General features: G+C 70.3%; 12 protein-coding genes and 1 pseudogene. 7 read left to right on the top strand and 6 right to left on the bottom strand.

Going from position 1 to position 14823, the window contains the following annotated elements; translation table 11 throughout:
* The first annotated feature begins 24 nt into the window (after nt 1-24).
* From LX88_RS40085 to LX88_RS40060, 5 genes are all read left to right on the top strand, one after another.
* On the top strand, nt 25-1959 hold the full coding sequence (locus LX88_RS40085; protein WP_258952975.1) for a GH36-type glycosyl hydrolase domain-containing protein: 1935 nt from the start codon (nt 25-27) through the stop codon (nt 1957-1959).
* 16 nt (nt 1960-1975) lie between these two features.
* Complete coding sequence (locus LX88_RS40080; RefSeq protein WP_258952974.1) at nt 1976-2317, top strand: hypothetical protein; 342 nt, start codon at nt 1976-1978, stop codon at nt 2315-2317.
* A 64-nt stretch (nt 2318-2381) separates the two neighbouring features.
* The gene (locus LX88_RS44085) at nt 2382-3782 is read left to right on the top strand and encodes a fatty acid desaturase (protein ID WP_307791975.1); all 1401 of its coding nucleotides are present in this window, start codon (nt 2382-2384) and stop codon (nt 3780-3782) included.
* Between the two features lie 9 nt (nt 3783-3791).
* On the top strand, nt 3792-4397 hold the full coding sequence (locus LX88_RS40065) for a TetR/AcrR family transcriptional regulator (protein WP_258952973.1): 606 nt from the start codon (nt 3792-3794) through the stop codon (nt 4395-4397).
* A gap of 12 nt (nt 4398-4409) precedes the next feature.
* The gene (locus LX88_RS40060; RefSeq protein WP_258952972.1) at nt 4410-5348 is read left to right on the top strand and encodes an SDR family NAD(P)-dependent oxidoreductase; all 939 of its coding nucleotides are present in this window, start codon (nt 4410-4412) and stop codon (nt 5346-5348) included.
* A gap of 169 nt (nt 5349-5517) precedes the next feature.
* Here the strand turns inward: LX88_RS40060 and LX88_RS40055 are convergent, their stop codons facing one another.
* From LX88_RS40055 to LX88_RS40045, 3 genes are read right to left on the bottom strand one after another with little or no spacing between them, the layout of a single operon-like run.
* The gene (locus LX88_RS40055) at nt 5518-5946 is read right to left on the bottom strand and encodes a hypothetical protein (RefSeq protein WP_258952971.1); all 429 of its coding nucleotides are present in this window, start codon (nt 5944-5946) and stop codon (nt 5518-5520) included.
* A gap of 4 nt (nt 5947-5950) precedes the next feature.
* Complete coding sequence (locus tag LX88_RS40050; protein ID WP_258952970.1) at nt 5951-6442, bottom strand: antitoxin YezG family protein; 492 nt, start codon at nt 6440-6442, stop codon at nt 5951-5953.
* Complete coding sequence (locus LX88_RS40045) at nt 6387-11093, bottom strand: DUF8616 domain-containing protein (RefSeq protein ID WP_258952969.1); 4707 nt, start codon at nt 11091-11093, stop codon at nt 6387-6389. Before LX88_RS40045 ends, LX88_RS40050 begins: the two co-directional genes overlap by 56 nt.
* A gap of 165 nt (nt 11094-11258) precedes the next feature.
* Here LX88_RS40045 and LX88_RS40040 point away from each other — a divergent pair, with 165 nt between their 5' ends.
* Complete coding sequence (locus LX88_RS40040; protein WP_258952968.1) at nt 11259-11495, top strand: hypothetical protein; 237 nt, start codon at nt 11259-11261, stop codon at nt 11493-11495.
* A gap of 79 nt (nt 11496-11574) precedes the next feature.
* Here LX88_RS40040 and LX88_RS40035 read toward each other — a convergent pair.
* A pseudogene (locus LX88_RS40035) lies at nt 11575-11802 on the bottom strand (integrase core domain-containing protein); the annotation flags it as partial.
* A 155-nt stretch (nt 11803-11957) separates the two neighbouring features.
* Between LX88_RS40035 and LX88_RS40030 the strand changes: the two are divergent.
* Nucleotides 11958-12917 carry a GNAT family N-acetyltransferase gene (locus LX88_RS40030; RefSeq protein ID WP_258952967.1) on the top strand — a complete coding sequence of 320 codons (960 nt, stop codon included), beginning with the start codon at nt 11958-11960 and terminating at the stop codon, nt 12915-12917.
* A 726-nt stretch (nt 12918-13643) separates the two neighbouring features.
* On the opposite strand, the gene LX88_RS40025 is transcribed toward LX88_RS40030, so the two are convergent.
* The gene (locus LX88_RS40025) at nt 13644-14000 is read right to left on the bottom strand and encodes a 5-carboxymethyl-2-hydroxymuconate Delta-isomerase (protein ID WP_258952966.1); all 357 of its coding nucleotides are present in this window, start codon (nt 13998-14000) and stop codon (nt 13644-13646) included.
* A 55-nt stretch (nt 14001-14055) separates the two neighbouring features.
* Nucleotides 14056-14820, bottom strand: a complete 765-nt coding sequence (locus LX88_RS40020; RefSeq protein WP_258952965.1) for an SDR family oxidoreductase — start codon at nt 14818-14820, stop codon at nt 14056-14058.
* Nucleotides 14821-14823: the final 3 nt, after the last annotated feature.

The following is a 14823-nucleotide window of genomic DNA, read 5'->3' as shown; positions in this document are numbered from 1 at the left end:
GGGTTCTGCCGCAACGCTTCCACTGTGAGCGCGTTCGGCGAGTGGACGACGGTCGAGGGCCTGCCCGCGTTCGAGTACCGGGCAGGCCCCCGGCCGTGGGATCCGATCATCGACCCGCCGACGTCGAGGCACCGGGTGCACCTGGGCAACCGCCGGGTCACCCTGGTGGCCGACAGCGACGGGCTGACCGGCGTGTGGGACGAACACCTCGGCTGCCGGTGGCTCGCCGAACGCACCGGCGTCGCCCGCTTCGGCGCACTGGCCACGGACTCCGCGGCGGTGAAGCTGTTCGGGCCGACCTTTTGCCGGACGGCGGTGGCGTCGGATTCCGTCGGCATCGAGCGGACCGTGCTGTGCCCGGAAGGCGCGGCGCCATGGGTCTTGATCAAGGTCGACGTGCTCAACCGGGGTGCGGAGGTCGTGCGCGGGGCGTTGACCGAGGAGTGGGACGTGCGGCCACGCCTCGTGGACCTCGAATTCGGGCCCGCGCGGGGTGACCCTCCGCCGGACGCACCTGTGGTCGCGCTGGAGAACTTCGGTGGCGGACGGGCGGAGACCACCGCCGGGCTCCTGACCGTCGAGGCCGGGCTGGAGCTGGCGCCGGGGGAGCGGACGACCGCGTGGTTCCGCTTCGGGCTGCTCGACGGGCCCGCCGATCCCGAGGCCGTCTACTCGACGAGCCTGGCGGGCCTGCGTGCGCGCCTTCCGTCCATCACCGTTCCGCACGCAGCGGAGGCGGCCGCCGAGATCGCGTGGCACCTGGCACTCCTGACCGGTGGAGCCTGCGAGGACGGCGTACTCGGTGGACACACCCTGAACCAGGGGTCCGCGTACTCGTTCCGCCACGGTTTCAACGGCGCCGCAAGGGATCCGCTGCAGCACGCGCTCCCGCTGGTCCACTTCGAACCCGATCTCGCGCTGTCGGTGCTGCGCAACACCTGTGCGTGGGGCAGTCCCGACGGCGATCTGCCGTACGCGCTCGACGGCCGCAAGCAGCCCTGGACGCAGCTGTTCCGCCCGTCCGACCAGAACCTGTGGGCCCTCTGGCTCGCCGCCGAGTACGCGGTCGTGACCGGTGACCTCGCCGCGTTCGGCGAGCCTGTGCCGTACCACCCCTGCCACGCCGCCGATTCCGTTCCGCTCGCCGAGAACCTGCGGCGCCAGTTCAGGTTCTTCGCGGACGAGGTCGGCGTCGGCGAGCACGGGCACGTGCGGATCCTCAACGCCGACTGGAACGACCTCGCCGTCACGGAGTCCGGAGTGGACCGTGAGGTGATGGTCGAGCGCGGCGAGTCGGTCCTGAACTCCGCCATGGCCGCCTGGGTGCTCCCGGTCTACGCGAGCCTCGCCGAACGCTGGGGCGACACCGCAACGGCTTCCGAGGCACGGCAACGCGCGGCGAGGTTCCGCGAGTTGGTGGCGCAGGAGTGGAACGGCCGGTGGTTCCGGCGCGCGCACGGCCCCGGCGGCAAGGTCGTCGGCGACCACGACCTGTGGCTCGAGGTGCAGCCGTGGGCGATCCTATGCGGCGCCGCCACCCCGGAGCAGGCACGCGCGTTGCTCAAGACGATCGACGAGACCTGCCGGGCCGGTTCGCCGCTGGGCGCCCGCCATCGCTGGCCCGTTCCCGAAGGCGCGCAAGGCCAGGTTTGGGCCTCGGTCAACATGACGCTGATCTGGGCGGCTTCCCGTTACGACCCGGAACTGGCGTGGGACGAGTGGCGGCGCATGACCCTCCACGCGCACACCGCCGCCTATCCGGAGGTGTGGACGGGGACCTTGTCCGGCCCTGACTGCTACCTCGCGCCGGACAGCGACCGTCCCGGCGAAACGTGGGCGCTGCCGGACTTCGGCACCGCGATGCAGGCCTACCCGGTCGCGAACCTGCACAGCCACTCGCAGCCCTTGCTGGCCTACCTGCGGCTGCTGGGGGTACCTCGATTCGGTGAACGCGCGTGACGAACCGGGAACCTCCGTGGTCCTGACTGTCACCCCGCACGAGTCGCCCGAGGAGTGCCCGTTGTCCAGCCCCAGCCACCGAGTCGTCCAGTTGCGCACGCCCCTGACCGAAGACCAGAGGCTGTCGCTCGTGGAGCAGACCACCCTGTGCCACCCGGCGGTGCACAGCGTCGAGCTGTCGTCGGACGCCGAGATCTACCTGGAAGTCGTGGTGTGGCGCGGAAGCTCGCCTCAGCGGGCCGTGCACGACATCGCCGCAGCACTCGACGCCGTGCTCCCCGGCGTGACCGTGTGCGTGTCGGTGTCGGCCGTCGCCTACCGGAGGCGCGCGACGACCCTGCTCGCGGTTTACAAATAGCGCTTCCTTGTCAAACTGACTTTACGTGCCCTACCGTTCTGTCAACCTCCCGGAGGAGCGTGGCATGAGCGACAAGAAGGCAACGGTGCCCGTCGGCTCAACCGAGCAGTGGACGGACGGCAAGCGGTACCTGTGGCTGCTGGGGCTGGTCGTGCCGTCCCTGGCGTTCCTTGCCATCGGGATGCACGCGGCGACGGGCTGGGGCGTGTGGTTCTGGATCGGCCCGATCGTGGTGCTGCTCGTCGTCCCGGCGATCGACCTCGTCGCCGGGCTCGACCGCGCCAACCCGCCCGACGACGTGATCGAGCGGCTGGAGAACGACCGCTACTACCGCTGGATCACGTACCTGTTCCTGCCGATCCAGTACGCCGGTTTCGTGGCGGCGTTCTGGCTGATCGCCCGCGGTGATCTGTCCGTCGTGGACAAGATCGGCCTCGCGGTGTCGATCGGGTGCATCGGCGGCATCGGCATCAACACCGCGCACGAACTGGGGCACAAGAAGGAGAGCCACGAACGCTGGCTGTCGAAGATCGCGCTGGCGCAGAGCTTCTACGGCCACTTCTACATCGAGCACAACCGCGGCCACCACGTGCGGGTCGCGACACCGGAGGACCCGGCGAGCAGCAGGGTGGGGGAGAGCTTCTACCGGTTCTGGCCGCGCACCGTCCTCGGCTCGATCGCCTCGGCCTGGCGGCTCGAACGCAAGAGGTACGCGCGGCGCGACCGGCACCCGTACCGCCTGGGCAACGACGTGCTCAACGCGTGGCTGATGTCGGCGGTGCTGTGGGCGGCCATGATCGTGTGGCTCGGCGCCGGCATCGTGCCGTACCTGCTGATCCAGGCGGTGATCGGCTTCTCGCTGCTGGAGGTCGTGAACTACATGGAGCACTACGGGATGCTGCGGCAGATGGCCGGCGCGCCGGGCCGCAGGCGTTACGAGCGGGTCGACCCGAGCCACAGCTGGAACTCCAACAACATCGCCACGAACGTCCTGCTCTACCACCTTCAGCGGCACAGTGACCACCACGCCAACCCGACCCGGCGCTACCAGACCCTGCGCGACTTCGCCGAGTCCCCGGTACTGCCGACCGGCTACGCGGGCATGATCCTGCTGGCCCTGGTGCCACCGCTGTGGCGGCGCATGATGGACCCGCGGGTGCGCGACCACTTCGGCGGGGACATCGGCCGCGCCAACATCCAGCCCGGCAAGCGCGTGAAGGTGCTCGCCCGCTACGGCGGCACGGGCTCGGGTCCAGACGTCGTCGCGGACAGCCCTGGCGACGCGACCGCGGGTGGCATGTGCCCCGGCTGCGGCTACGTCTACGACGAGAAGACCGGCGACCCGCGCGAGGGCTTCCCCGCCGGAACGCCGTGGGCGGACATCCCGGACACCTGGTGCTGCCCGGACTGCGGAGTGCGCGAGAAGATCGACTTCGTCGCGCCGGGACGCGTGACATCGGCCTAGGATCTGGTCATGGGTTCCCCAGCGGCGGCCTCGGGTCGCCGGCAGCCGATCGTCGAGGCGGCGATCGAGATGACGGCCCGCGACGGCTGGGCCGCGGTCACCATGACGCGGCTCGCCGGGCAGGTCGGCGTCAGCCGCCAGACCGTCTACAACGAGATCGGCTCCAAGAACTCCCTCGCCGACGCGATGCTCGCGCACGAGCTCGACCGGTTCCTCAGCGCGATCAGCGCCGCCTTCGACCGCCACGCCGACAACCTCGTCGAGGCCGTCCACGACGCCGTCCGGGACGTCCTCGAACTCGCCCGCGGCAACCTGCTGGTCCGCGCCATCGCCTCGGCGACGCACGGCGCCGACACCGAACTGGTGCCGCTGCTGACCACCCAGGCGGAAACCCTGCTCACCGACGTCAAGGCGATGCTCGCGGCACGGGTCGAGTCCTACCGGACCGGCCTGACGGGCGAGCAGGTCGAGGTGCTGGTCGACCTCATGACGAGGACGGTGCTCAGCCACGTCGTCCAGCCGACGGGCACGCCGGCCGGTACCGCCGACGGTCTCGCGTGGCTGGCGTCACGTGTGCTGGACGAGCCCGCGAGGAAACCGCTGCGCTTCGGCTGACGAACACCAGAGGTGAGCGAACTGATCAGCGTGCTCGACACCGTGGCCGACCGGCTCGTGGTCCCCGGCTACTCGAAGTGGGGCTACCGGCTCCGCAGGAGGAGCTGGTCCGACCTGGAACCCGGCGCGCTGCACGGCACCAGGGCCGTCGTGACCGGAGCCGGTTCGGGCATCGGCGAGGCGACGGCACTGGGGCTGGCCCGCCTCGGCGCGGACGTGGTGCTGGCGGTGCGCGACGAACGCAAGGGCGAGGCGGCCCGGGCCGGGATCGTCGCCGCGGTCCCCGGCGCCACCGTCCTGGTCCGGCACTGCGACGTGTCGAGCCTGGAGTCCGTGCGCCGGTTCGCCGCGGAGATCGACCGCGTGGACGTGCTGGTGCACAACGCCGGGGTCCTGCCGCAGGAGCGCACGGTCACCGCGGAGGGACACGAGCTGACGTTCGCCACGCACGTGCTGGGCCCGCTGCTGATGACCGACCTGCTGCGCCCGCTGCTCGCGGCCTCCGCGGACCCACGGGTCGTGCTCGTCTCCTCCGGCGGCATGTACACCCAACGCCTCCGCGCCGACGACCCCGAGTACCGCGAGGGCACGTACAAGGGCGCGACCGCCTACGCCCGCACGAAACGCATGCAGGTCACGCTCGTCCCGTTGCTGACGGAGCGCTACGCAGCCGACGGCATCGCCGTGCACGGCATGCATCCCGGCTGGGCCGACACACCAGGTGTCGCCGGTTCGCTGCCGGGGTTCCACCGGCTGACAGGCGCGTTCCTGCGCACCGCCGAGGAAGGCGCGGACACGGTCGTCTGGCTCGCCGCGACGGAACCCGCTCCCCGCGCCGGACGGTTCTGGCACGACCGCCGTGAACGTCCTACGCACCTGCTGCCGGGCACCGCGGAGGAGGACGTGGCCGCGTTCTGGCGGTACTGCGCCGCCGCGGCGGACCTCAGATGACGAACCTCAACGGCACCGACCGGAGGAACCGGTGCCGTCGGACACGCACACCCGGAAGCCGTAGCGCGAGCTGATGCGCTTGGTCATTCGCCGTGTTCGGCGCTTCGGGAACTTCCACTACGTCCGAACTTGATACGCAGCGTGTCCGTGCTCGGCACAGGATGCCGGATCACGGCGTGACGGCGGCCCGCAGCCAGTCCGGCACGTGCTCGTCGGCGCGCGGGAAGAGCTCCAGTTCCCGGGCGTGGGCCGGCGGGGGCGGCGGGGTGCGGAAACGCGGCTCGTCGTGGCGGTTGTACTCGATCGCGTAGTTGTCCGGGTAGTCGAGCCAGTAGGTGGCGTGCAGCCACGTGCCGCGCTCCGGGCGGGTCATCCCGGCGCGCAGCCGGGCGAACAGGCCGGGCACCTCGTCGGGCAGGTCCCAGCCGTACAGGGCGCCGTTCGTCATGCGCAGCAGGCCACTCGCCTCGACGTGGTCGCCGAGGGCCTTGTAGTCGACCTGGAGGTGGTTCCACCCCGCCGGCAGGTCCAGCACCAGCCGTCCGGTGATCCGTTGGAGCAGCTCGTCCTGCTGAACCGGGTTGAGTGGTTCCGTCATGATCTCAGTATCCCGCAGTCGGCTGGTCGTCGTTGTCGTCGGGCAGCTTGGCGCGCAGCCAGCCGGGGACGTGCTCCGGCGCGCGCGGGAAGTGTTCCAGGTCGAGTGCCCACTCATGCGGGCTCAGGTCCGGGGACCACTTCGGGTCGAAGTCGTAGTTGTAGGTGACGTGGAACGCGGCCGGCGGGTCCATCGTGTACCGCAGCGAGAACCACGTACCGCGCTCCTCCGTGTACATCAGCTCGCGCAACTCCCGCAACGCCTGACCCACCGACAGCGGCAGGTCAGCGGACGGGCTGGAGTGGTCCGGCATGAGCACGACGAGGGACATCAGGTCCTGAGTGAGGGCCACCGACGCGCGCAGGTCGATCCGGGACCAGCCCTCCGGGCACCCACCGAGCAGGTCACGGCCGATCTCCTGCAGCAGCTCCTGCTGTCGCTCACGGGGTGGGCGGGGGGAGGACGACCCGGTTGTTCCTCGCGGGTTCGGGGACATTGTGGAAGCTCCTGATCACGAGATCGGTCTTGGGCGGCGGCGGGTCGGACACCGTGAGGTGGTAGCGCACGTGCAGCTTGTCCGGTGTGTGGATGTCCGGCGTGGTGCGCTCGGCGAAGAAGTCCACCCGGTCGACGGTCGTGCCGTCGACCGCCGAGCGCCGTGCGATGTCCTCCTCCATCCGCCGCCAGGTGTCGTCCGTCGACCCGCCGTCGATCCTCATCGGGCGGTTCTCGTAGGCCCACTGCGGAACGTGGTTGATCCGCTCACCCGGACCGCCGCCCTCGAACGGCACGATGTGGCCGCCGTCGAACTTGAACAGGTCGTGCCGGTTGCCGTAGTAGTTGAACGGCGCGTACTCGCCCGCGGTCGGGCTCTTGTAGCCCTCCGGTCCACCGCTCGCGATCCGGCCGGTGTCGGGCTGGACGCCCTCGCCGGGCGAGCCCGGCTCGACACCGCGCCGCGGGCCCCAGAAGTCCTCGGCTCTGGTGCCGCTCGGCGGGTACACCGGGCGGCCGCTCGCGGCGACGGTGTCGCCGTGCACGTCGGTGCGGTACATCTGTTGGGGCACTTGGGGGTCCATGCCGTCCATGTGCCGCGGTCCGACCGCGAACGTCGTGTTCGGCGCCGGGACCGGCAGGCCCGCGTCCCACGTCTCCGCGGTGCCCAGTTCGGGGTTGAAGCCCTGGGTGCTGTTGCCCGACCAGGTGTGCACGTGCGACACCCGGCCGTCGGCGTCGGTGTAGAAGGTGCCGTGCCAGTCGCCGTTGTCGTTGTAGACGTCGTAGCGGGCATGAGGCTGGAGCGGGTTGTCCGGGTCGTTGCCGCGCAGGGAGAACGGGCCGTCTCCGTCCGGCGGGGGAGTCGGGTTGTAGTTCTCGTGCGGCGGCATCGACCGGTAGGTCCCGTCGGGGCCGCCGGGCGGGTTCCACTCCACGGCGGGGGGCGTACGCGACTGGTCGAAGTCGTCGAAGCGTTCGGCAGGGCGGTGGGCCGGCGACGCGTCGGGCGTGCCGGTGTCGTTCGTGCCGTTTGTGCTGTTCGTGCCGCCGGTCCGGTCGGTGTCCGTCGTGCCCGCGGTGGTGTCAGGGCGGGGCGTTCCGCCGTCGGGCGTCTCCTGGCCGCGGAACGTCTGCGTGCCGACCCCGGTGTCCACCTGGTACACGACACCCGGCTGGGGCCGGGCGGTGTCCGGGTTGACCGGGACGCCCGCGCTGTTGCGGGTGTTCGGCACGTTCGTGTCGACGTGCGTGACGTTGCGGTTCGCGTCCGTGTAGTACGTGCCGCGCACCGAGCCGTCCGGGTTGTGGACGACGACGCGGGAGTTCGGCTCCAGTGGCGGACCGCCGTTGAAGTCGAGGACGCGCTGGTTCGGGTCGACCTCCACGTCCACGCGCGGCAGGTCCTGGGGCGGATCCCACGGCACGGTCCGCTGCGGCGTCGGGTCGCGGCCCTCCGGCGGGTCGGTGACCGTGTTGTCCCGTGCGGCGCGGTCCCGTGCGTCGTCCGGGTCCAGGTCGTGCTTGTCGGCGTCGTTCGTGCCCGGCACGAAACCGTCGTCGCCGGCCCTGGTTCGGGTGTCGTCCGGACTGTGCGTCTCCCACTCACCATTCGGCGGAATACGCGGCCGGCGGTTGCCGTCGGGATCGACCTCGGCGTCACTGGTGTAGACGCGGCCGTTGCTGTCGGTCCAGGCGGGCTTGGTCGGCGCGAGGACGTCCGCGCCGGTGTGCCGGGAAAGCCGGTTGGCGAAGTCGTTCGAACCCGCGTCGCACCCGATCAGCCGGATCGGCGTCTTGCCGTCCCACCCGTTGCGCCGCAACAGGTCCCCGTACTCTTCCGGGCTGTAGCCGTGGTTGCCGATGCGGGCCCGGCCGTCCGGGGTGATGTGGACGTCGGCGGTGAAGTAGCGCGGATCGTGCGGGACGCGCTGCGGCAGGTCGCCCATCCCCGAGTCGCCCCGGTGGTGCGAGATACCGGCGGGGGTCGTCTCGCCGTACCGGGCGTGGGCGTCGTCGATGTCCGGCCGGTCCGCCGTGCCGAGACCGTCCGGATCGCGCGGCGGCGGTGACCAGGGGTCCTGGTCGGGCCGCTGGTGCGGGGCCGCTTCCTGGCGCGGGGTCGGCTCTGGGGTGTGCCGAGGAGACACGCCGTCCGGCGCGTTGCGCGGGGACGGCGTCTGTGCGTCCGGGTGACGCTGGAGTGGCGGGCCGTCGAAGGGCCGGTTCGGGACGTGCGGGGACGACGGCTGGTGCGGCACGTTGGGGTGGGACGTCGGCGCCGGGCCCCGGCTCTGCGGTCCGGTGTTGGGCTGGTTGGTGTGGGGCTGGTTGGTGTGGGGCTGGTTGGTGTGGGGCGCGCCGCCGGGGGCCGGGTTGCCGTGGGGCGGGTTGGCGTGGGACGGGCCCGTGTTGCCGGCGCCTTGGTGGGGCGGGTTCGCGTGAGGCGGACCTGCCTGCGACGGACTCGTGTAGGCATGCCCGCTGTGCGGCGGCCCGTTGTGACCGGGGCTGGTGTTGGACGGTCCGGTGTTGCCTGGGCCGTTGTACGAAGGGCTGGTGGTCCCAGGCGAGTTGTGCAGGGGACCGCTGTGGGTCGGCCCGGAGTGGGTCGGCCCGGAGTGGGTCGGCCCGGAGTGCGGCGGGCCGCTCTGCGAGGGGCCGGGACCGCTGTGCGGGCGCGTGTTGGCGGGACCGGTGCTGGGTGGCCCGTTGTGCGTGGGGTTGGTGTGCGGCAAGCCGCCGTGGGGCGGTCCGGATTGGACCGGGCCGTTGCCGGGGTTCGTGTGCGACGGCCCCGGACCCGCGTGCGGCGGGCTGCCGTGAGGGGCGCCGTTCGGTGACGAGCCACCGTGGGAAGGGCCGTGAGCGCTCGGCACGGTGTGCGACGGGCCGGGCCCGCCGTGCGTCGGGCCGTACGGGGAAGGCCGGGGGCCTTCCGCACCTCGCGCCGCCGGGATGCCGGAGCCGACGTCGCCCCGGCTTCCGGGCGTTCCGGTCCAGCCACCGCCGGAGCCGGGACGTGCGCCGCCACCACCGGGAGCACTACCACCCGGCGTACCACCAGGAGCACCTCCGGGCGCGCCACCGGCGGGGATGCCGGGCGGAGGCGTGCCGCCTGGGTTGGGCTGACCGCTCTGAGGGCCGGTGCTGGGGCCGCCGGTAGGGGGCTGGTCGGGGCGAGCGGGAGCGTCGGCCGTGGTCGAGGCGGAGGTCTGGTCGAACCGCGCCGGAGGTGGTGCGGAGTTCGCGCCACCGGGGCTGGCGCCGCCTGCGCCGCCGCTGGGCGAACCGCCGCCGTTCGGCCCACCGTCAGCCGTGCCACCGCCACTGGCGGAGGAGTTGGGGAGGTTCCCGCCGGGTGAGGGCTGTCCGTAGGGGCCGCGGTCGCCAATGCCGGGGTGGTTGCCACCAGGCGCGGGCTGTCCCGGACCGCCTCGGTGGTCGCCGACCGGACTGCTGCCGCTCGGCCCGCTGCGGGGCTCGCCCATCGGGCCGTTACCGCCGGGAGCAGGTCCCCCGCGCGGCGAGTCGAGGTCCGGCCCGCCGCTCGGGTCGCGCCCCGGCCTCGACGAACCGGTCGGGGCGTCGCTCCTCGGCGAGTCCGCGGTCGGCGCGGTGGTGCTACTCGTCGTGTTCGTCGTGTCGGCCGGCCGGGTCGAGGGCGGTGTCTCGGAGCCGGCGCCCGAACCAGACCGGGAATCAGAGCCGGGGCCCGGATCAGAGCCGGAAGGCGAACTCGAGGACGAGTCGCCGCCGCGCGTCGAGCCGGACGGCAGGCCGACGTCGGGGTCGCCCGTCTGGAGGAAGCCGCCCGCCTTGATGTTCTTCGGGTCCAGGACGTCGAGGCCTGTGACCTTGCCCGCGAGCTTCCCGACGACCTTCATGATCTTCTCGAAGACCTCGACCAGACGCTTCAGCATCGGCGAGACCCTCTTGATGGTGTTCAGCAGGTCCTGGATGATCTTCGCGATCTTCGCGGCCCACTTGGAGATCGCCGTCACGGCCTGCGCGACGATCACCGGCGTCCCGAAGCCCAGCGTGAACGCGGCCTCCAGCACCCAGGCGATGAGCTTGCCGACCAGGTCTGCGATCAGGTCGCGCACCATCTCGCGCACGAACGCGACGACCATGCCCATCAAGCCGACGACGGTGCCGACGGTCCCGGCGGCGGACGCGGCGCCGCTCAGGGCGTCACCCTGCGCCTTCGAGTCGGTGCGGTACGCGTCGGCCGCCGCGCCGGTCCACGTCTCGATGCCGGACTTGACCGCCGCGTTGTAGTCCTCGGCGATCTTCCCCAGCTCGGTGGCCACGTTGTTCCACGTCGTGGAGTACGACTCGATCACGGGCGGGTTGCCGGCCAGCCAGTCGAGCATGTCCTTCAACGGTTGCACGTGTTCCATCAGGAACGACGCGGCGGAGGACAGCAGGGTGCCGAACGGGTCGATGGCCATCGCGGCGGCGTCTGCGGCGAGCCCGACCAGGCCGAGGCCGCCCTCGATCCAGTTGCCGTCTTTGATGCCGTTGTACGTGTCCATCGCGGACTCGGCGATGGAGATGCCGGTCGCCCACCCGTTGTCGCCAGTGCCCGCGTTCACGAACCCGCCCGGCTGGGAGGGCGGCGCGGCGACCAGTGGGTTCTCGCCCGCCATCAGGCACCCGCCCCAGTGCTGACATCGACCGACCCGTGTTCGACCGGCACAACCGACACGGCGACACCTCCCCTGACTTCGCCTTGCCTGCCGCAGATCATGACGTATCGGAGTCCTGTGGGGTGCCAGAACTCTGCGCTTGCCCGCTGAGCTGCAGTGATCGGGATGCGTCGTCTGACGTCATGGCCGTGGGCCCTGAGACTGCTCTGCCTCGTCGTTGCGCAGCTCGGTGGCTCATACCTTCTGAAGGACGGCCTCGACCTGGTGGTGAAGTTCGCCATTTGGTACCGGAAACTCGTGCCGGAGGACATCGACGTGATCTTCGGCGACGACGGGTACAACTTCGACGGTGTGGTCACGCTGGACTCGACCGAGGAGGGCCTGGTCGAGATGGCTCGATGAGCGGATCACGTGGTTGCGCGCCGGAGGTGCTGAACTACATCCTTGACGACCTCGCCCTCTAGGTATATCTGGCCATCAGGTCGGTTTGCAGGGTGCGGTTGAGTCGTTCGACTTTGCCGTTCTGCCAGGGGCAGTGGGGTTTGATGAACTTCTGCCGGATGCCGTGGCGGGCGAAGTAGGTGATGGCGCGGCGGGTGAGGAAACCCGCGCAGGTCGGGCCTTTCTCGTCGGGCAGGATCTCGCAGTAGGCCAGTCTGCTGTGGTCGTCGACCGACGGGTGGACGTAGTCGAAACCTGCCCGTCTTCGGCCTGGTGATGATCAGCGTGCTCGCCGTGATGTGTGCGCCGTGGCGTCAGGTCGTGCGCAACGAAGGGACCGATGATGACCGGGAAATCGAGCTCGAAGCGTTCGATCCGGATCAGGCGGAGCAGATTGATCTGCTGGCTTGGTATGCGTTCGCGATGGCTGTCCGGAAACAGGAGAAGCCTGATCGGGAGGCGCAACCGTTCGACAGGTGGATCGCCGACCTCCGCCTGCCCGACGCGGGTTACGGCCCGCGTGAGTTCTGGGGCGCGCGCCGGGACGGCGAGTTGGTGGCGACGGCCAGCGCGTACCTGTTGGAGGGCGAGAGCGACCAGGTCGCGCTGACGAGCATCACGGTCGTCCCCGACCGGCGGCGCGCGGGCGTCGGCACTGCTGTCCTGCACCTGCTGCTACCGCTGCTGGAGGCGCGCGGCAGGACGGTCGTCGAGGGCTGGGACCTGCCAGAGGACGGTCCCGGGCGCCGCTGGGCGAACGCCGTCGGCCTGCGCACCGCCAAGTCGATGGTGGTCCAGTGGCTGGACACAGCGGACGTGGATCCGGTGGCGTGGGAGGTGTCCGTCCCCGATGGGTACCGAGTGGTGGACTGGTCCGGCGAGGTGCCGGACGAATCGGTGGACTCATTTGCTCGCGCTCTCACTGCCATGCGCGACGCACCGATCGGCGAGTCCGGTGTGGTGTTTCCGGTGTGGACGGTCGACCTGGTCCGGAAGTCGGAGGCGGAACTGCGCACGAGCGGCATCGGCCGGCGCGGTGTCCTCGCGGTGAACGAGGCCACGGGCGAGGTCGCCGCGCTGACCCTGTTGGACTTCTACCCGACGCTGCCCACCTGGGGCGTTCAGCGGGACACCGTGGTGGTCCCCGCCGAGCGCGGCCGTGGGCTCGGGTTGTGCGTCAAGGCCCGGATGCTGCGGTGGTTGCGGGAACAACGGCCGGAAATCGACCGCGTGCACACCGGGACCGGCAGCGACAACGAGCACATGATCAGGATCAACCACCTGCTCGGCTACCGGACGACCAGCGTCTCCGTCGGAGTCAACGCGAAGATCTCCGAACTGCGTGATCGCCGCGTCGAAGTGGCAGGTCAGGAGACCGGGTAGCTGACGAGTTCTATCCGCGTAGCGCGGGACGGCAGTCTGTTCGACGGGTGCCCGCGCTGGGGGTGTGGGCACAGGTCGTGTCGGTCAGCTCTGGCGGGTGGCGAGGGAGAGCGATGGTCAGGCGGTCGACGTGAATTGCCGGGATGATGATCGCCAGGTGCTGTCGACGCGGGTATGTATGAGATGGGCGAGAGCGGATCCTGGAGCGGCTCCTGGCGTGGAACGTCACGCAATGGTGCTCAACGGCAGTCAACGACACTGTCTGACCATGAATTCTTTATTTTCGAAGGTCAGAGGCTTGCTATACCAATCCGGCAGTATGAGGGTCATGGACGCAGGCGCTTAACTGTTCCGAGCAGGAGTGGATCTTCGGGGCAGTGACCAGCTGCGATCAACGTGATGGAACAAGCGCCACCTGCACCAAGTGGCGGGGAACCGTGTTTATGCAGGTCGGAAGGCCGTGAACTCGTATCTAGGAGTCAAGGGGCCGCAGGTTTAAAGCCGGTCCTCCCATGGGCTGAATCAGCCCGCCTATTCTGGATGAAGCCCAGTTCGGATGGCTTTTCGTGCGCTGGAAACGATCTCCGCTTGATCATCGTTTTCATGATCAAAGGCCGATGAAGGAGCCAACGAAGGAGGCGCTGCCTCCTTCGTCTTGACTAACGTCAAACGTAGCCGTATTGACCTGCGAGAGTCGCATTTCCGCAGGTCAGTGCGGCATTCATGCTATAGGACGAACTTCTGGTACTGCTCGCGGTCCAGGTCGTACACCTCGAGCGTCACCTGGGTCGGCAGCCCCTCCACCGGCTTGAGGTGATCGCGCGCGATCCCGATGGCCACCCGCCCGACCTCCTGCTTGAGCTCGACCGACCGGCCCGTCAGCAGCCCCACCCTGATGTGGAGCATCGCCGCGGGCGAGCCGTCGCCGATCACGGACTCCTCGATCGTGCGGAACCGCGTCTTGAACGCCGGCACCTCCGCGCTGACCAGCGGCCCCACGGTCCGGTGCAGCGCGAGGGCGAAGGCGCGGCGGTCGAAGGCCTCGCCCAGCTCGGCGGAGTGCTCGACGGTGATCTGTGGCATGGGCCCACGCTACCGGCGCCGTGCTCGAACGACGCCTGCCGTGGGATCCAGCTGATCACTTCCCGTGCGGGTCCTCGACGTTGATCGCGGCGACCACCTGGTCGTAGTCGCCGCGCGCCTCGCCGTAGCGCAGGAACTTCACGCGCTCGACCTGGATCTCACGGGCGTCGGGCTGGGTCTCGACGATGCTCATGACCTCGGCGACGTACTCGCCGAGCGGCATGGCGTGCTCGTTCTCGGCGTGGCCCGGCAGCAGGTCCGTCTGCACGGCCGGCGGCTCCAGCTCCACGACCTTCACCGACGTGTCGGCGAGCTGGAGCCGCAGCGTCTCGCTGAGCATGTGGATCGCGGCCTTGGACGCGTTGTAGCTCGGCGTGATCTTCAGCGGCGCGAAGGCGAGTCCGGACGAGACGGTCATGATCGTGGCGTCCGGCAGCGTCTGGAAGTGCTCGACGAACGCGGCGATCAGGCGGATCGGGCCGAGGACGTTGGTCGTGACGATGCCCTCGGCGGACTCCAGGAACGACTCGGGGCGGTGCCAGTCCTCGACGCGCATGACACCCGCCATGGTGATCAGCACGTTGACCGACGGGAAGCGGGCGATGACGTCCTTGGCCGCGGCCTGGACGCTCGCGGCGTCGGCGGTGTCGATCCGGACGGTCTCGACACCGGGGTGCTCGGCCGCGATCCGGTCGAGCAGTTCGGTGCGCCGGCCGCCGACGACCACGGTGTTGCCGCGCTCCCGCAGGGCGAGGGCGAGCGCCAGGCCGATGCCGCTGGTGGCTCCGGGGATGAAGACGGTGTTTCCGGTGATGTCCATGGC

The organism is Lentzea californiensis, from assembly GCF_024648825.1.
In the GTDB taxonomy this organism is placed as follows: domain Bacteria; phylum Actinomycetota; class Actinomycetes; order Mycobacteriales; family Pseudonocardiaceae; genus Lentzea; species Lentzea californiensis.
Note: the sequence above shows the minus strand (reverse complement) of the source record. Positions and strands in the feature narration are given on the sequence as shown.